The following is an 18291-nucleotide window of genomic DNA, read 5'->3' on the forward strand; positions in this document are numbered from 1 at the left end:
GAAGCCGAACGATTCGCAACGCATCCAGCGCGCGCTGGAAATCTTCGCACTCACCGGGCAACCGATGTCGCAGTTGCTCGCGCGCGCACCGAAGGCCGAGCTGCCGTTCGACATCCTGCCGCTGTCGCTCGAACCCTCGGATCGCAGCATCCTGCACCAGCGCATTGCCGCCCGCTTCGACGCGATGCTTAACGCGCCAGGCGGAGGACTGTTGCAAGAAGTCGCCGGATTGCGCACCCGCGGCGACCTGCACCTCGGCCTGCCGTCGATGCGCTGTGTCGGCTACCGCCAGGCGTGGGAATACCTGGACGGCGCCTGCGATTTTGCGACAATGCGCGACAAGGGGATTTTCGCGACGCGGCAACTGGCAAAACGGCAACTTACCTGGCTGCGTTCCATGGATGACCGGTTTGTCATCGACTGCAATGCGCCGGATGCGGCGCGCTCCGTATTCACCAAGGTCGCAACGACGCTTGATGGTTCGCAAGCAGGAAAGTGTTGACAAGCGTTACGGGATTGCGCATAATTTAGGGCTATTTTGGTGATATAGCTCAGCTGGTTAGAGCACAGCACTCATAATGCTGGGGTCGGTGGTTCAAGTCCACCTATCACCACCAAATACCTGTAAGTGAATCAATCACTTGCACAAACAAAGCCGATCCCTTGAGATCGGCTTTTTTGTCTGTGGACTTTTTGTGGACTTCTTCCGCAGGCAAACAAGCGATGGGCGACTTCTTTGATGGCAAGGCCGGCTCTGCATAGGAGATAAGGTTGACTGAATTCAGGGGGGCGCGCGGCTCCAACACAGGCGATGACTTTCACGAACTGTGGGCGACCCGCCATGCCATTCGCCTTCTGGCGAACAATGACGACCTTGAGGCCCTGACGGTTGAAGGACTTGCCGCCACGGATGAGGCCGGAACGGCAGTAGAAACTTGGGATGGTGTTGACTGCGCCCTATACTTTGGCGGTCGGGACGCAGCGACAGCAAGGCATGTGGTTCTTGAGCAGTTGAAATATTCTGCCGCCACGCCTGACGCACCGTGGACGGTTGCCAGACTAGCTGGGGGCATGCGGCGGGATAAGTCAGTCATCGCCCGTTTGGCGAAGGCCTGGCACGGCTTGCGCGGCCTTCGCCAAGGCCGCTCAGATCCAGATGTTGTTCTGATCAGCAACCAACCTGTTGACCAAGAGGTCGTTTTAGCCTTCGCCCGTTCGGCAAAGAATCCTTCGGCCATACCAACAAGAAAGCCGGGTGACAAGGCGGCGGCAGAAGCCAAACTGGCTTATGCAGCTGGGCTGGACGCGACAGAATTTCAAGCCTTCTCCGCGTCGATCCGCTTCGAGGCGGGTGCCGGCTCGCGCTTTGCACTTGAAGAACAAGTGCTGCGGACCATCGCGGACTGGACCGATCACGACGTCCAGCGCGTTGTAACGGACCTGAGGCAATTCGTCAGGCACCGCATGAGACCGGAGTTTGCCGGCGAGGTAATCACTCGCGAATCCGTCACGCTTCGCCTTGGGACGTCCCACAACTCCGCCTTGTTTCCGTGTCCGCCGCAATTCACGCTCGTTAAGGCCCCCGTTAGCCGCGCGCCGGTTCGTGAAGCCACTGAACTCCTTCTATCTGGCGTACAGCGTCTTTGCCTGCACGGTACCGGTGGGGTAGGAAAAACGACAGCCTTACAGGAGATCGAAGGCGACCTTCCGGCCGGTTCGATCATGATCAAGTACGACTGCTATGGCGGCGGCCGATACCTGGATCCTAGCGCGCTGCGACATCGTCCGGCCGACGCATTTCTGCAATTGACGAACGAACTCGCAGCGAACCTCAAGCTGCCGCTGCTTCTTACACGGCATCAAGGTTCGGATTACCCACGACTCTTCGCAACTCGTCTGAAACACGCAGCCGAAGCGGTAGCCGCGCAGACGCCTGGAGCACTGGTTGTGGTCGCGGTCGACGCTGCCGACAATGCAATAACGGCAGCAAATAGCCGCGTGCCCGAAGAGCCATGCTTCATCCGTGACTTCATCGGCATTACTGGTCAACCGGAAAATGTACGGTTCATTGTTACCGCCCGGACTGGACGCCTGTCGCAACTGCAACTGCCGACGGCGTACCGGACGATCAGAATCGCCCCCTTTCTTTTGTCAGAGACGCGCGAAAATGTTTGCCGCGTTTGGGCGGCCCCCGACCCTTGGATAGAGGATTTCCATCACTTGTCGGGCGGGGTGCCGCGCGTGCAAGCATATGCCTTAGAGACGGATGGTGCTCCTCCATCAAGTGCACTTGACCGCTTGAGGCCGACCGGGAAGTCACTTGACGACATCTTTCAACAGCAGTTTGACAAGGCGCTCAGCAAAAGCGGCAACCGCACTGAGGTCGCAAGGCTCTGTGCCGGCCTAATCGCGTTGCCGCGCCCTGTTCCATTACATGACTTGGCTGCTGTGCTAAGCAGTACCGAAGCCCAGCTTGCAGACGTCTGCGCCGATCTCGCGCCTGGCATACGGACCAACAACGGCACAGTCAGCTTCGCCGATGAGGACTTTGAGGACTTTGTCCGCAACGAAGGCACGACCCAGCTTGGTGACATCCATCAGGCCGCTGCATCAAGGCTACTCGCGCGCGCGGCACATGATCCGTATGCAGCAATGCACGTTGCGCCCGCACTCATTTCTGCAAACCGCGGTGCGGAACTTCTGGAACTGGTCGAACGGGAGCCAGCTCCCGCCGCCGTGACCGATCCCGTTTTGCGCCGAGAAGCTGAACTCTTGCGTCTGCGCCTAGCAATTAAAGTCTGTCGAGAGGCAGGTGACGTCCCGCGAGCAATGCGCTTCGTCGTGATTGGCGCAGAAGGTATCAAAACCGAGGCAGCCTTACGCCAACTGCTTGTAGACAATCCTGACATGGCTGCACGCTTTGCGCAGGAGACGGCGGGGCGTTTGATCCTATCCGATTCAGACCATATTGAATCCCATGGGCCACTGCTTTTCCAGAAGCTGTCAGTCGATGCAGAGCAAGGCGATGCGATCTCCGTGCGGGAAGGCCGCCGCCTACTGAGCGCTTGGATGCAGGCCCGTAAACACCACTATGACGGCGTTGGAACTGGAAAGCGCCGAGCGGCGTGGGACATCAGTATTTCGGACATTTCCAGCTTAGTGGAGGCTGCACTCAGGCTGGAAGGGCCAGAGGCAGCAGTCCAAGCTCTGCAAAGCTGGACGCCGAAGCGAATTGCCCTAGATGTCGCGGTCTCGCTTCCGCTGCGCCTAGTTGCAGAGGACCGCATCGGTGACCTTGAAGCTATCATCGATTCCGGCGGCCTTGGGCCGATCGGAGAGTTGTTCATCTTGACTCCATTGGCATTGGCCGGACGCCCAGTCGATCTAAATTTAATGGCGCGCGGCTTGACAGAACTGTGCCGACGCAAGCTGAAGCTGCAGCGTTTCTTCAATGGCTACCACGACGGCGACTCGTTACATAGGCTCATCCTCGACACGTGCCTGACTGCATGCGAGGTTCTTACCGGCAATGGGTTCGCAAGTGAACTGGTCGACGGTGTGCTGAACGGCTTTCTTGATCCAATGTTACGCCGCATCGACCGGCGATACCCGCACGAGGGTACGAAGCTGGATTTCTTGTTTCGCGCGTATGCCTTGCGTGAGACACGCGCTGGTCGCAAGCCAGCCACTAAGAACATCTTCGAGCCGCGACCCGAGCCTATCGATGATCGCGAGCGCCGGCAAGCCGCACGTCATGCGGAAGAGCACGATCGCCCGTTGCTGGATCTAACGGGCGCAGTATTTGGCATCTATGCCGCGACTGCAGATGCTCTGGTTAATCGAAAGTCGGCCGTCGAATTGGATGAAACCCTGCGCTCAGCTGTCACTGCCCTTGAACGAGAGGCATGGCGGCTCACTCGCGAACCCGGTTCCACTGCTATGCGCGAGCATGCAGCGGCGAGCCTTCTGGTTCTTTTGGCGGCCGGATACGACCCACAAAAATTGAAAGCGTTCGCCACGAAAATACACGGTCGGTGGCAGCTAGGTAACAGCATTCCCAACGAGCAGCTTGTCGCACGTTTGAGCCTTCGACAGGAGTTGCATGCGTCGCTACTGCAAGACGTCGCCGCTGCAGCCGCGGAGACGCACAAAATGAGGATTGGCGCGGACGACAAATCCAAGGCGCTGGTGACCTACGCTCGTTTGATCAAACCGGTTAGCGCGGCAGATGCGAATGCGATCTTTAATTGTGCGGTAGAAGCTGCAAGCGATCTGGATCAGGAAGCCATGGCTCAGATCAGGCTTTTGAACGAGTTAATCGTTCGCGGTACCGGCAGGTTCTCGAATACGCGAGCGACCGCCCATGAGGTTGCCGACGTCATTGCCGACGCCGCCATCCGGCTGGACGGTTACGATCATTTTCCCTGGCATGAATCCATGTCGGCAATGGTGCGCCTTGATGCCCCCCTCGCTTTGGCAAACGCAGCTCGCTGGTGCGATGAAGCAGTCGTCCCTCTGCGCGATACGTTGCCGGACTTGCTTAAGATTGGATTGCAGAATGGATTGATTCGACCTGCACAAGGGGTGGCGGTTGCCTTGCTCCTGAACCAGGACCAAGACGTACTCACCAACGTACTGGAGCAGGCCGTCGCGATTAATCTGCCGAATTTGCCGACGTTCATAGAGGAAGCCGCCCATGACGCGCTGGTGCGACACGGCCAACATTACTGCAAAGCTGTCACTGGCTTCATCGAACAGCACGGCTCGGACGGCCTGTGGACAGGCGCGCTACGCCGTCAAAACCGCTTTCTGTCACAAATCACGTCCGAACCGCCGGCCAACGTTCATGATCAGTCCGAGCCAGCGCAAAAAGCCGATGATAATCATTGCGAACATGTATGGGACCGCGACACCCTACTCGACAGTTCGCGGCTCCAGTCGACGGTCAAGGCGTTGCGCGACCGTGCAAGGTCCGAAGGCAAGTATGTCCCAGTGAATGTCATTCTAGAAGGTGCGTTAAATGCTGTATTGCCACGGGACCGCGTCGCGTATCTTTCGGCTCTTGCTGAAGTCGAGAACCTGACTGTCACGGATGATGCAGCAAAGGCATTGCTCCAGGCGGTTGATGCTTGGCGCGACAGCCCTGCTGTAAAAGAGTGGTGTCGGACGAGACTACCAGATGTGATCGTCAAGCGGCTGCCGGAACTGTCGCACTACCTGCAATTCGGCAACAATCAACTATCGCTGGCACTCAAGCGGACGGAGTTACCCGACGCTCGGTTGCCAGAGCTTATCCTGCGGGGAATTGAACTCCATGTAGACGGTTTTGCCTCTGAGCACATTTTCGCGCTTGCCGGACTGGCCGGCCGCAACCTTTCTCCAGCCGACGCTGCCGGCGTGGCCGAGTGGTATGCATCTCGCCTCGCAAATCGAATCCCGGCGGAACACCGAGATCAGACAGCTCCAGAACATGAACTGCCGCAAAACATCGACGAAGCAGTGGCACGGTTCCTATATGCCTTCATGGGCGATTGCGATCTTCGCATGCGCTGGCGAGCGGCACATGCAGTCCGGCGCCTCGCACGCACCAATGATGTCGCGACGCTGATTGCATTGACCAAAGAATACCAGCGACGGACCGAGGAGGTATTCCGTGGTCGGCGGCTTCCGTTTTACTGGCTCGCCGCGCGCCTGTGGTTTGCTCTATCCTGGGACCGTATAGCAGAAGAACGCCCTGATATTGCTAGCCATGCAGGACCGGTATTGCTTCAGATCGCACTCGATGAGACCTTTCCGCATTTGCTTGTGAGGTCATTCGCACGCGATGCCTGCGAAAAGCTCGTGGCGACCAAACGCCTGTCCTTGTCCCCTGAGGAGGAGTCACGACTGCGGAGGGTCAACGAGCCACCCGTCTCTCGTATGGCCCAAGCCGAGACGGCCGAGCGTGAATTCGAGCGCAACGGATTCTCGCAAGAAAGCCAGACGCGCCGATTCGAGTTCAACTGGATGGACACAATTCCATACTGGTACCAGCCGATACTGAGCACCTTTGCCGATGTAGACGGCGAACGTTTTCTTCAAGAGGTCGAGCATTGGATCATTGATGTCTGGGGCTACAGCGGTGACATTCGCGCCTTCGACAAGGAACCGCGGCGCGAGCGGTTTCAGGACTGGAACTGGAGACTTAGTAGCCACAGTCACGGCTCCAAGCCTACCGTTGAACGGCTCCATGACCATCTCGAGTGGCATGCAATGTGGTGCGCAGCGGGCGAGTTGATGAAGTCAGCTCCCCTTGTCAAGATCGATAGCGACGATGATTGGCACGACATGCTGGCTCGTATTAGGCGAGAAAAGCTGTCCGAGCCACCGCTGTGGTCCATAGATTTGCTGACCCCCATTCCCCTCGTCATGCGCAATTGGCAGGCTGACAAGCGCCCTCGAAAGGAGTGGACGCTCGCGGTTGAAGAATCCTACCATCGCGCTGAAATATTTCCCGAGGACCAGATGGAGTATGTCGTTGTAGCCGGCGATGCGGAACGCCGGACAAACGACCGGCTTGAAACTGTCAGTATCGCCAGCGCGCTTGTCGCTCCCGGGACAGGCAACTCATTACTGCGTGCCTTACAAACGATGGGGGACACCTGGGACTATAAGTTGCCAGACGAGGATGAAGACAGCGAAATCGCGGAAGATCCTTACCTCCTCCTCGGATGGCTGCAGAGGCCAAGAAGGGACATTGGGATCGACGAGAAAGACCCGCTTCGGGGATCCGCATCGACTATCATGGCGCTTCCGGGGCGCCGCGTCAGCAAAGCTTGTAGCTTGAGCCGAGACCACGCCACCCACACACGCTGGATCAGCAACTTGCCACAGCCTCCAATGTTTGTCCATGAAGTGTGGGGCGAGCGTACCGACGACGATGATCAATACACAGGAAATTTCGCTGCCGCCGGCTGGCGCCTACTTGTACACAAGGGACAGTTGCAGGAATTTCTGCGGAACCAAGGGTTAGACCTAATCATAGAGGTGGGGGTAATACGACGTGGACGTGAAAATCGACGATACTCTGGCGATGAAGAAGATAAGACGCCAGAAGGACGATTCGACCGACTCTACCGACTCTGCGGCGGAGGCACTCTTGAAGTCGCCGAAGGATGTCTTGGCACTTGGGCAGGCGATTGTCCGCGAACTTGAGCTGGACGACCGTGGTACGGTGTTGGAGCGCTGGCTGGCACACCACCTTGCTGAACTTATCGCCGAAGCTGATCGTGCGGACGGCCCTGCTAAGGCAGCGGCCGAACAGCGGGCAGTCGACGTCATTCTCAAGCTATGGGCTCACCGTCGGGCCCTGCCGGAAAAAGCCGATCCATTGGGCGGCTACCGAGATGCCATCGCAGTACTCAGTCGTTTGATTCCCGAAGCCGACCCATGGAAACGTTTCCAACGGCACGGCACTTATGACGAACTTCTCCATGAAATGTTCGAGACCCTATGCCGCATCGTGCTCGGGGGCATCGTGCTTACGCAAATTACGCGTCCACGTCCGGTCTCCGAGGTTGAGGCAAGAGCGCTTGAGGACGAAGAAATTTTCTTGCAAAAAGTCCTTGAGCAGTGGCTACCGTTTTTCGAGTTCCCGCCGAAGCCGCCAAAGGTCGTTGTGAAATATGTAGGGCTTGACGCGAGTGACGATGAAAAAACCCATGAGGCCCATCCCGATACTGCTTGCAGTGATTCTGAACCCGAGCAGCAAGAGCCGTCCTCAGAATCAAACATCCACTCAGCGATCGTTACTCAATTGAAGGGCATGCAAGCTGAACTAGACAATTTGCTGACCCGTTGGACGAAGGTCGCGCCTGACAAGCGCAACAAAGATGGCGATAAAACCAGGGATTTAGAGTCCGAGGAATGATGTCGTCGACGAATGTCGCAGACTGCGTTATCGTCGACGTCGAGCCTGGGCGGCATTCATCTGATGCATCACGATCTTAAGTTCGACCACCATATCGGCAAGCTCGCGTCGAATGGGATTCGCACGACGACCGTTCTGGCCGGAGCGATGCTTACCCGCCTCCGACGTTGGCCCCGTCGATTTCGTCCACGGTTTCCAAGTACGTATTAGCGCTGCCTGCCGAGCACGAGCTTCATCGGTCCATCGCTTTGACGCAGTCATGGCGCCCGCCCTTTCTAGTGAATAGTTCTCAACGAAAAATCTCGCGTCAGTTCGTACTCATGTTCGCCAAGTGCGTCACTTTGCGTGTTGTCGACGGCTGTTCACGCCTCACAAACAGACGCGCTTGTAACAACGGCTACTTCAATTAGCACGTGAGCGAACTGAACCATGCTACGTCGCTGCGGCTGGGGCGATTATATTTCATGCAGAAATCTGCGTTGAGTGATGTGGACTCGAGCTGGGCTGCCGTGTAGCAGACTTGCTCCGGGGATGCAGAAGCACCCGGCCGGAGCCAGCCACAAGTGCTGTGCGGAGGGCGTCTGGTCCAGATAGAGATGGCAACATCTATACCATGTACGAAAAACGGACTGATAACCAAAATCACGATTCAACTGCGGAGCGTGGTTCGATTTCCGTTCTCATGGTTGCCTTACCCTGCCGTCCATCGGAACGAAATCCGGACCTTGTAGCGACTAATCTTGGAGGTGTCAGTTCGGTTTTCGTACCACACGAAGTCCCGGTTTAGCCACCTCCCTTTCGTCATTCGGATCCAGCCGTTTCAAGCTCAGGAAATTCAAGTAGGGAAATCGGCGCGGATCAATGTCCATCGACTCCTCATAATCGAGCTTCCACCACGTAAAGCCGATCCACTCCGCCGTCCGCGGCGCATGCCCCTTTCTCGTAAGAACCACGAAAGAACAACCCAACAATGCCCGTTTCGCGTTTACCAAGGTCTCCTTCGAGACCCAACCAAAGTCCCTGTACATAACCTCAAAACTCGTGCAGAGCCGTCCATTGTTCTTGCCCGAGTACTGCGCCATCAGATCGACGGCGAGTGCCTTGGCACTAGACGGCAGCGCTTGCCATTCAGCCGAGCGGATTATCTCGACTGGAATGGCGACAAACTGAAAAGGCAGCATTCCTTTGCGATGATTAGCCTTGCTCATTGGCCCTCCGATTCCATGCGTTGACGGCCTCCTCAGCCTCGCCCATCGCCCAGGTCGAACCTCCGCAGTGGTACGAATCGCACCGGACACGCCACCAACTCGGCGACATCGGCAGTGATGACAGCGTGGCCCGACTGCCGCAAAAGGGACAAGGAAGAAGTTCTGTCGTGCTTACACTGACAGTGGTGTACTTTTTCATACCGTGTAGTCGCACTCGACCAGTGCGTCGCTGTCGTCTTCATCCGGCGCCACGCCGCCAGATTGGCTTTCGGGCTGCGTCAGTCCCGCCACCCCTGCACGGCCGGCCTGCAACAGCACGATGCGTTCTTTCAACTCGGCATTCTCGGTACGCAACACAGCGTTTTCCATTCGGAGCGTCTGCAATTCCTCCAACAGTGCAGGCGGCAGATCTTCTTGTTGCGGGTTCAGCGCCATTGCCGTCGTCGTTTGGTTTGCGACGCGTTTTTTCTTGCTCTCGCGCACGTGCTTGGCCGCTGCCTTGATCGCGTGCTTTCCTGCAGCGGCAAGTGCAGACTGCTCTGCCGGTGGCAACGTAGCGACTTGAGCGGCCGCATCGATCGTGATGGCGCCATTGCGCAGGGCATCAATCACTTCAGGCACGGCGTGTGCAGAGATCGACTTTGCTTTGGCAACCGTACCCTCAGAGACTCCAGCGCGAGCGGCGATCTCGCGACGAGTATCAATAGCGGGGGCTTTCGACAAATTTGTCGACGGGCTCGAATGCTGGTTGACACCGGCCTCCTGTTTCGCCTTGGCCCGCGCAGCGATCAACTCTTCCTGTTTGGTCGCCATCTCGATGCGCTGATAATCCGTCAAGTTACGGCGGCTGAGTTGCATTTGCAGCATCCACAGCAGCACCGATTCGCGGCTATCCAGGCGTCCGTGCTCGACGACATGAAACGGAATGCCGTGCCGCTTGCAAATCTCATAGCGGTGATGCCCATCAATCAAAATTCCATTCCAGGTCACGAGCGGATGCCGGCAACCCTCCGCGAGGAGGCTTTGCTCCAGTGCCGCGTATTCATCTGTGGTAAGCGAGGTGAGGAACGACTTGAGTTCAGGGTCGATCATGACTTTCTTGGACATCTATTCTCCTGCTGTCAAAGAGAAAATGGATGGCGGACGCCTTTCATCAGTGAGCAGAGGCGCCGCTCTGATTGGAGGAATAGCAACCCCGCTACTTGCGGTTCGACTGAGCTTCTGCGATTGCCGTCTGCACAGCTGCCCAGATCCGTGCCTTGTCAGATTTCTTGGTCGGCGGGTCGACCGGTTCACCGAGATCCTCGTCCCACAGCGACGCATTGAATGCATCGATGGGAGTACGCGCGTAGCCGTCGAGACGTTCGTCGTCTGTGCCGACACCGGCATCGTGACCATCAGCGGCTTCGATGAAGATCGGCTGGCCACTGAAAACGCTGACCTCTGCAACTGCTACGGGGATCGTGTCGCCCAACGTCGCTGTGAGGCCCCATTTCGGGAGCACGATGTCTCCGGTCGTTACAGCGCCGATGACCGACGGCGGCCTCGCAACCTCATCGGCGGCGAGGGCGCGCACAGACGAGGAGAAGGACGCCGCGCGCAATGCATTCGCGTACGCAACGAGCGCTGTTTTGCGTTGTTGGTAGGAGCAGTTCTTGGCGATCAGAAAGATGTTTTTAGTTTCGAGCTTTTCCAAGAACTGCAGGTCCGCTTGGGAGAGACCGTCCCGGTCAACGGACTCGAATTTGCCAAACGCCGCGAAGTTGATGAGCTTTGATTCGTTGGCGAAATGATGCGGGAGCGTCAGCTTACCGTCCTCCTTGCGCACGACCGACAACGCCTCCATCATCGCCTGAAAGCTGACGGTCGCTTGCCGACGACTTTCCGTCCAGGTGCCGTTCCGTTGGTCAGTCAGGCTGCGAATAGAAAGAAATGCGTCGACAAAGCGCGCTTGCCCTTCGCGTGCTTTTTTGCCGCCGACAAACGGCAGCACAATCAGGGCGGCGCGCTCCGTCAGTTCGATCATGCGCTGCCGTTTTCCTTGCTTGTTCAGATATGACGACGGCTGGAATTCAAGCCGTCCAATGATTCCGTCGGCGATGAGAACATCGATCGACTGAAGTACGTTCTTGTGCTGGCGCTCGAACACCTGCGCGATCACCAACGAATTAGTGAACGGCTGCCCGTGGCGCAGATGCACCAAGTTAGTCAGGGTGAAGGAGGAGACTTTTTGGTCAGGCGCGAACGCGTCACTGTCCAAGACCGAGTGGCGGCGAACGGCGGGCATTACTCGCCCTCCTTCTTGCCAGAGCGCTCCTGCATCGCTGCACGCCATTCCGCAGCGGCCTCGGTGGTAACCATGCTGCGGCGACCAACTTTAAGCACTTTGGGACCGAGGCCGTTACGGACGAGCTTGTAAAAAAACGCCTTGGACAGGTCGTGGTCTTCGCAAAATTGGCGAATCGTAAAAACAGGCTTGGACATCGACTACTCCTATCGGAAACTGAAAAATCCACGGATGCTTCCGTGGTCCGATATGTACAGTAGGAGCGATTTGCCAAGAATCTGGATTTGACGGGAATCGTCGATCAATCGACGAGTTTTCGCGTTTATCGACGGATTTGCGAAGGTTTTTTGAGTGGGTCGTCGAATCCGCGAGTCACGCGCGCTCGATCGCTCTCCGGAGCCGTTGATCTATTGCATCGATGTCAGCGCCGTCCTCGCTGCCGTTGTTGTTTAAGTATTCAATTCGGTGCAAACCATGTTTTCGCGTCAGCCTGAGGAAGTTCTCGGGCTTATTGTCATTTATCCAGTCCATCACTTCTCTAGCGCTCGGAGGGTGCTCCTTTCCAGCGCGATGGGCGGCCCACAACGCTGCTTCAATCATTGGTGTCAGCGCATCCGCTCGCCTTGACGAACGCACTTTCCAGGAAAGACGCCGTTCCTGCGGTGCAATTTCGACAATATAGTGCTCGGAGCGTAACCAATTAGTCAGATCGTTGCGTGTGACGAATAAATCGAGGAACTGGTCCATCGTTTGGCTGGGATGGCCCGCCCCGGTCCGCGCGATCAACGTCCCTTTGCTAATGCCGATACACACGCGGTTGGTCCAGTACCGTTCCTGTTCGACCAAGAACAGCGGCGGCCGGCGCGCAATCGCACTTGCCGTTTCGTCATCAAATTTCGATGCTGTCATTTCTGGGGCAGGAGGCGCCGGCTTCGTAATGAGCTGAGCATGATCTGTCTCAGCGGCATGCGCGGCGCTTACTGCCGCTAGCATGCCGATAATGTCCGCCACTGTGTATTCATCGCGTTCATCGCTCAGGACAATCTTCGCTTTCAACTTATTCTCTCCCTGGTTTTTTGCCTGCTGGTCGCAACTCATGCGGCAATGGCATTGGTTTCTGGTGCGGAACCTTGTCGGAGGTTCAGCCGGCTACCGGACGACTTGAGTCAAGACAGGATCGTCGACGCGGGTGGATCCGGACGCTCGTCCACCGTATCCTGCTCAGACGGGACTGCATCTGTCATTTGCCGGCGGCGAACCAGTTTCTGCACGGCGCTTAGCTTGTGTTCTGGCGCCAAATGGGCGTACCGCAGCGTCATTTGCAAGTCGGCGTGGCCAAGCAGTTCGCGCACCGTGTTCAAGTCCACACCGACCATAACTAAGCGGCTTGCGAAATGATGTCTCATGTCATGCCATCTGAAGGCTGTGACTTCAGCGTCGCGCAATAGGGTACGCCACGCAGTCTTGACCTCGACTAGTTCACTCCCCTCGCGGCTCGGAAAAACCAGCCGGCCGTGAACCTGTTGCGCCTTCCAGCGCATCAGAACCGCCTTAGCCTCATCGTTCAACGGAATGTGACGACCACGGCCACTTTTTGATTGCCGGCCTGGGATGAACAAGCGTGCGTGAGATTCGAGGTGCACGTTTTGCCATTCGAGTGCAATCAATTCTCCCTGGCGAATACCTGTATTGAGACTAAGCAATACTGCTGGCATTAGGTAGTCGACATACCCGGTTTCCGGGTATTCCGGCAGTAACTCCTGACGCCGGGCGGTGCGCCATGCATTTGCTCGTTGCCGCTCGTCCCGATATCGTTGTTCGCGCCGCTCAAGCGCGGTACGTAGCCGCTCCTCCTCAGCCTCCGTCAGGTAACGCACGATCGGGTCGGAATTGCTCTTCAGTGGCTTGATCTGTTTCAGCGGATGCTCGGTCAGCAGTTGCCAGTCAATTGCGCGCGAGAACACCGGCCGCAGTGCGCCGATGTCGCGGTTAACTGTGGCCGCAGCAATGCCTGCCCTGATGCGAGCACTCCGCCAGCGCTCAATCGTGATCGCGTCAATCTCCTCAAGCGGAGTGTCGCTGAACTGAGCGAAGACTTTTTTTAGGCGCAGGATCGTCGCCTCGGCGGTTTTTGTCTTACTGCGGAGATGATCGCCATAGTCGCCGTTCAGGAAGCCGACGAGAGTGAGCTTGCCCGCCTTTTTGGCCTTTTTCTCCGCGGCTGGATCCTCGCCGACCGCGATACGCCCCAAAAGAATGCGTGCCGCCTCGCGCGCCTCGCTTGGGGACGTGGACGGGAAAGTCATTTTCAATGAATACCGCATCTGCTTGCCGGCCTGAGAGGTGTAACGTATGCCGTAGCTTTTAACTCCGCTGGGCGTAATGCGTGCAATAAAGCCTTTAAGCTCGGTGTCAGCGATGTCAAAAGCCTTCGACCGTGGCGGTTCGTCGCGCAGCAACTCCCGCGTAATCTTTCTTCTCATTTTTTGCGGTGGACTTATTATGGACTTAATCTGCGGTGTATAAAGGTGGACACCGATACACAATTATGACATAAGTACTTGATTTTACGTGGGCCAAAAGGCTTCCGTAAACTTAGATGGACAGGTTCTCTTGCACTCATAATGCTGGGGTCGGTGGTTCAAGTCCACCTATCACCACCAAATACAAAAACCCGTGTTTCGCAAGGAACACGGGTTTTTTCGTTCTGCGGTCCGTTTCACTGTTTCACTGCTTTGCGCTCTTCAGGTACTCCTCGTTCAGCGCGTTTGCCCGCTGCGCTGCCGGGCGGCCGAAAAGCCGCCCCACATAGGCCTCGAACACAGGACGCTTCTCGATCGTGCCGAACATCATGCCCCAGCCCAGGCTCGAGCCGAGATAGACATCGGCCGCCGTAAACTGCTCGCCGCAGACGTAGGGGCCGGACGCGAGGGCGGTTTCAAGTGCGTGCAAGGTATCTTCGTAAGTGCCGAAACCGACCACGCTGCTCTTTCCTTCCGGCACTTGCCACTGCATGGACCTGACGGTCGCCGCCATTTCAAGCGGCCCGGCAGCGAAGAACAGCCAGCGGAAAAACGCCGCGCGGCGCGGATCGCCGGCAGGCGGAATCAGCCCTTGCTCCGGGAACCGGTCGGCAAGGTAGGCGCAGATCGCCGCCGCCTCCGTCACTACCGCATCGCCGTGCCGAAGCGCGGGAACCTTGCCCATGGGATTGATGGCAAGATAAGGCGGCGCCTTCATGCTCGTACCGTACTCCAGCCACACCGTCTCGTAGGGCAGGCCGACCTCTTCCAGCATCCAGTGCACGATGCGCCCGCGGGACTGCGGATTGGTGTAAAACACAAGCTCGCTCATGGGGGTGCTCCTTTCGATAGAGGGATATCCGAGGAATCCGATCATTCTTGAACGATTATAAGAAGGATCAAGCAACCCCTTTGGCGCGCGATCAACGCGGGCAGTCGAAACGATACGGCCCGTGCATGGCGCCGGCGTAGCGCAGCATCACTTCGATGTAACAGGCATCATCCGGCTTTACGTCCACCGCCACCTGCGCCAGCGCGGTCGGGGTGCCGGCGATGGCATTAATGCTACCGCCTTGGCGAATGCGCGAACTGCCGGCCGCGCCGCGCTTGACGACTTCCATGCTGTAGTTCAGATGCGCATCCTTGTCGGTCCTTACATACGGCACCACAAGCGCTGGCTGCGCGCTACGCTCCTGTGTCGCCAGCCATACCTGCAAATCCATGTCGGCAATCATGATTTATCCAATTCAAGGGCGAGGCGGGCGTACTGCCCGCCTCTCGCGATACTTCAGGCGACATCGATCAGTGCTAGCCGATCGTCACACCTTCCAAACACACGATGAGGCGTGCCGGCCGCGACCACGCAACCTGCGGGTCGCATCGCCAATGTGTAATCGTCGAATCGGCGAATGCGTTCCGGTCCTTGCCTCATCACCGCGACATTAGTCGTCGAGGTGCATGTCCCCGGCTCGCTTTATTCAAGAACCGCAATGACTTCCTGCGTTTCGGCCAGACCTGCAAATCCGTGTCTGCGGGCATGACTGATCCCGGGGAAAGGCGGGCGGGCGCAAAGGCCCGCTCCGCAATCAGCAGCCCGCCGGCTCAGTGCTGAAAAATGGCGGCGTTGTTTGCGCCGCCAAACTGGACGATCGAGGCGACACGACCATTGCCCACTTGGCGAATGCTGGCGCTATTACGCATCAGGAATGGGCCGTTACCGTCCTGCTTGATTTCGGCCCTGTTGTTGCTGCCGTTCTCGGTAATGAGTGCACTGTTCCAGGCGCCGTTCTGGGTGACCTTGGCGAAGTTGCTGTTGCCGCCGCGCTGGGTGATCTCGGCGGAATGGTTGTCACCTGCCTGGTCCACCGTTGCCTGGTTCAAGTTGCCATTTTGCGTGATGGTCGCGGACAGGGTCGAACCATTCTTCTGAGTGATCGTCGACGCGTTCTGGTCACCATGCTGATTGATGACGGCCATGGTGTTCATACTGACCGCTTGCTGCAGCACCGTGCCAGTATTGGTATTACCAAACTGGAACACACCAGCATAGGAATCGCTGGTTTCTTGCTGGGTAATGGAAGCAGTATGGCCGGCACCGTCTTGCTGGATCGAACCCTCCGTACGGAAGCCTGCCTTCTGCGTCACGGTGCCGGCATTATTATTGCCGGTCTGTGTGATCGTTGCGTTCCCCTTTTCCATGTTGTCCTGGCTGATCACGCCAAGGTGCTCACTGCCGTGTTGCGAAATCACGCCTCCGGTGAACACTTGCGAATTCGTCTGGGTCACCGACGCCTCGAGGCTGCTACCGGATTGCCCGATCGCGGCGCCCAGCGTCGAGCCGCGGTCCTGCTCGATACTGCCTGTGTTGTTCGTGCCGTTCTGGGTCACCACCGCGTTCGCGACATCGACGCTGATTTGCTTGATGGAGGCCTCGTGGTCGTTGCCTTCCTGGATGATCGTCGCGCCTACGGCTTTGCTGTCCCTCTGCAGGATGCCGGGCCTGGATTCGGCGCCCGACTTGCCGGCATCGTTGGCGTTGCCGGTTTGCGTGATCTTCGCTTTTACGTCGATCCCGCCCTCCTGCTCGATGTTGGCATCGTTGTTGAAGCCGCTCTGATTGATCGATGCGCTGATCGATGCGCTGAATAATGCGTCACTTGCCGCCGCCGGCAAGGTCAGGCAAGCCAGGGAGACGGCCAGTGCCGTTACCGAGAGTCTCAATTTCATGCTGCTTTACTCCTTTAGTTTTACGGGGGCGTGGCGTAGGAAGACCTATCCAGCGCCCCTGCGAACTGGATAAATCGTGCCCAATGCCCCCCGCTTTGCTGCGGAGTGCAATCGGAAAAAAGTGAACGTGATAGGCGTGCTATGCGCTGTGCGGATGCGAGGTCATGCGACGCGGCCTCCAGGTGCGGTACGCACCGGGGAAGGCAGGAATGCGATTGGGAGTAGGCTTAACGATACCGCGGATGATTTCGGCGGAGCTTGCCTCGGCACCGCAGCGGCCCCGTCAGGGTCAACCAGCATCGCGTCCTTGCTGGCTTTAAGGTAGGACTGGATCACCGGAGCATTCCAGTCCTTTTCATTCTTCAGCGCCCAGATGCCGTCCTTGAGGCCCTGGACTGTCAGGTGCACGACGGCGGCTTCGATCGCTTCCCGCACGCACAGCTGCGCCGGCTCGTTGCGCGTGTAGCCCGCTTCCAGTTCCAGTAGCTCCTTGAAATTGACGAAGCGGAACACGCCGGTATGCAACTGGTAGGAATAGACCGTCTTGCTCGTCGACACGCTGTTGAGGATTTGGCCGCTGCGAATATCCACCGCTCGCAAATTGACCGTCACCTGGTCGACGCGGTACTGGTTGTCGGCGCCGACGCCGAGATAGCGCGCGCCAGCACCGCCGGTGCGGACATTGGTTTCATAGCCGATAATGCCGCCTTCGATCAGCACGGTCGCCGGCAGCAAGGGCGGCAGCTGGATCATCGGCGCATTCTTCTCCTGCGGCGTCTCCAGCGCGCGCACGATCTTGCGTTCGGTGAGCAGATTTTGCAGGTTCTCGCGCTCGACCGGGGTAAACCAGCCTGAATCGCGCAGGGCCTTGACCAGCATCGAGGCGGCACCCTGCGTCACCGTGGTCGAGAACGAGCTGTCCGGTGCGGGCTTGTACTGTCCGGTCTGGTCGCGGAAGGCATAGACGGCCGCCACCACCTTGCCCTTCGGCGGCGGCAGGCTGACCAGGTCGCGCGTGATGTTCGTGACCGGCGTCAGCTGCGCGCTCGCCCCGCCCGCGGTGTCGGAAGGCCCGCCGCGGGACGCGCAACCGGCCAGCAGCGTGCCGGCGGCGAGCAGCGCGACGGCGAATGCATGGGCATGCCTTGCACTACTCATTGGGACACCTGGAACGTGGTGGACGCGCCGGTGATCGTGTCGGTCGTCGTGATCTGCAGCATGCCGTTGCCCATGTCGGCGATTGCGATCTTGAAGTCCCCGGCCTGAACAATACCCGGGATCAGTTTGCCGTTCGACATGATGCCGGACATCGCCGCCGACGCCAGCTGGCTCAGCACGGAACGCTGCAGGCTTTCATTGAACTGCTGCAGCGCCGTCTTTTCCCTCAGGCGGCTAGACAGGTCGTCCGGGTCCTTGGTCTTGTTCTGCGCTTGCGCAGTGCCCATCAACACCGAACCATTCAGCGGACTGCCGCCAAAGGAAGGATTGACGTGGTTGTAAACAAGTTCGGTTGCACCGGCACTGCCGGCGAGCAGCGCCGCGACCGGGAGCCAGCCGCAGGCGGCCAAAGCAATGCAGTTTTTGCTGTACATTCCTTTCTTCCTTAAGACATGTCTTTGCATAAACATAAGTAGCAAT

The 18291-nt window shown here is 58.0% G+C and carries 14 protein-coding genes, 2 tRNA genes and 1 pseudogene; 5 read left to right on the forward strand and 12 right to left on the reverse strand.

The window, feature by feature from the left end:
- The 4 genes and pseudogenes from VFF99_RS02955 to VFF99_RS02970 all read left to right on the forward strand — a co-directional run.
- Window positions 1-502, forward strand: a pseudogene (locus VFF99_RS02955) (tRNA dimethylallyltransferase); the annotation flags it as partial.
- A gap of 38 nt (window positions 503-540) precedes the next feature.
- A tRNA-Met gene (locus VFF99_RS02960) sits at window positions 541-617 on the forward strand.
- Window positions 618-771: 154 nt separating this feature from the next.
- Complete coding sequence (locus tag VFF99_RS02965) at window positions 772-7194, forward strand: hypothetical protein (RefSeq protein WP_325014851.1); 6423 nt, start codon at window positions 772-774, stop codon at window positions 7192-7194.
- Complete coding sequence (locus VFF99_RS02970) at window positions 7139-7909, forward strand: hypothetical protein (protein ID WP_325014853.1); 771 nt, start codon at window positions 7139-7141, stop codon at window positions 7907-7909. The genes VFF99_RS02965 and VFF99_RS02970 overlap by 56 nt, the downstream gene beginning before the upstream one ends.
- Before the next feature lie 749 nt (window positions 7910-8658).
- Here VFF99_RS02970 and VFF99_RS02975 read toward each other — a convergent pair.
- The 7 genes from VFF99_RS02975 to VFF99_RS03000 form a co-directional block, all read right to left on the reverse strand.
- Complete coding sequence (locus tag VFF99_RS02975; RefSeq protein WP_325014854.1) at window positions 8659-9117, reverse strand: hypothetical protein; 459 nt, start codon at window positions 9115-9117, stop codon at window positions 8659-8661.
- Window positions 9104-9316 carry a Lar family restriction alleviation protein gene (locus VFF99_RS21295; protein WP_414691495.1) on the reverse strand — a complete coding sequence of 71 codons (213 nt, stop codon included), beginning with the start codon at window positions 9314-9316 and terminating at the stop codon, window positions 9104-9106. The genes VFF99_RS02975 and VFF99_RS21295 overlap by 14 nt, the downstream gene beginning before the upstream one ends.
- Window positions 9313-10224, reverse strand: coding sequence for a hypothetical protein (locus VFF99_RS02980; RefSeq protein ID WP_325014855.1), 912 nt, complete (start codon window positions 10222-10224; stop codon window positions 9313-9315). The genes VFF99_RS21295 and VFF99_RS02980 overlap by 4 nt, the downstream gene beginning before the upstream one ends.
- A 91-nt stretch (window positions 10225-10315) precedes the next feature.
- Entirely contained in the window at window positions 10316-11404 is a 1089-nt protein-coding gene (locus VFF99_RS02985; protein WP_325014856.1) for a Rha family transcriptional regulator, read from the reverse strand.
- On the reverse strand, window positions 11404-11601 hold the full coding sequence (locus VFF99_RS02990; RefSeq protein WP_325014857.1) for a hypothetical protein: 198 nt from the start codon (window positions 11599-11601) through the stop codon (window positions 11404-11406). The genes VFF99_RS02985 and VFF99_RS02990 overlap by 1 nt, the downstream gene beginning before the upstream one ends.
- A gap of 175 nt (window positions 11602-11776) precedes the next feature.
- Window positions 11777-12460, reverse strand: coding sequence for a hypothetical protein (locus VFF99_RS02995; RefSeq protein WP_325014859.1), 684 nt, complete (start codon window positions 12458-12460; stop codon window positions 11777-11779).
- 110 nt (window positions 12461-12570) lie between these two features.
- Window positions 12571-13887, reverse strand: a complete 1317-nt coding sequence (locus VFF99_RS03000; protein WP_325014861.1) for a site-specific integrase — start codon at window positions 13885-13887, stop codon at window positions 12571-12573.
- 106 nt (window positions 13888-13993) lie between these two features.
- On the opposite strand from VFF99_RS03000, the gene VFF99_RS03005 reads away from it, so the two are divergent.
- A tRNA-Met gene (locus VFF99_RS03005) sits at window positions 13994-14067 on the forward strand.
- 64 nt (window positions 14068-14131) lie between these two features.
- Here VFF99_RS03005 and VFF99_RS03010 read toward each other — a convergent pair.
- From VFF99_RS03010 to VFF99_RS03030, 5 genes are all read right to left on the reverse strand, one after another.
- On the reverse strand, window positions 14132-14758 hold the full coding sequence (locus tag VFF99_RS03010; RefSeq protein WP_325014863.1) for a glutathione S-transferase family protein: 627 nt from the start codon (window positions 14756-14758) through the stop codon (window positions 14132-14134).
- Between the two features lie 91 nt (window positions 14759-14849).
- Window positions 14850-15161, reverse strand: a complete 312-nt coding sequence (gene csgH / locus VFF99_RS03015) for a curli-like amyloid fiber formation chaperone CsgH (protein WP_325014865.1) — start codon at window positions 15159-15161, stop codon at window positions 14850-14852.
- 367 nt (window positions 15162-15528) lie between these two features.
- Window positions 15529-16653, reverse strand: coding sequence for a hypothetical protein (locus VFF99_RS03020; protein WP_325014867.1), 1125 nt, complete (start codon window positions 16651-16653; stop codon window positions 15529-15531).
- Between the two features lie 162 nt (window positions 16654-16815).
- Complete coding sequence (locus VFF99_RS03025) at window positions 16816-17811, reverse strand: CsgG/HfaB family protein (protein ID WP_325014869.1); 996 nt, start codon at window positions 17809-17811, stop codon at window positions 16816-16818.
- On the reverse strand, window positions 17808-18245 hold the full coding sequence (locus VFF99_RS03030; RefSeq protein ID WP_325014871.1) for a curli assembly protein CsgF: 438 nt from the start codon (window positions 18243-18245) through the stop codon (window positions 17808-17810). The genes VFF99_RS03025 and VFF99_RS03030 overlap by 4 nt, the downstream gene beginning before the upstream one ends.
- Window positions 18246-18291 lie beyond the last annotated feature (46 nt).

It is taken from the genome of Noviherbaspirillum sp. (assembly GCF_035654295.1).
Classification (GTDB): Bacteria; Pseudomonadota; Gammaproteobacteria; order Burkholderiales; family Burkholderiaceae_D; genus Noviherbaspirillum.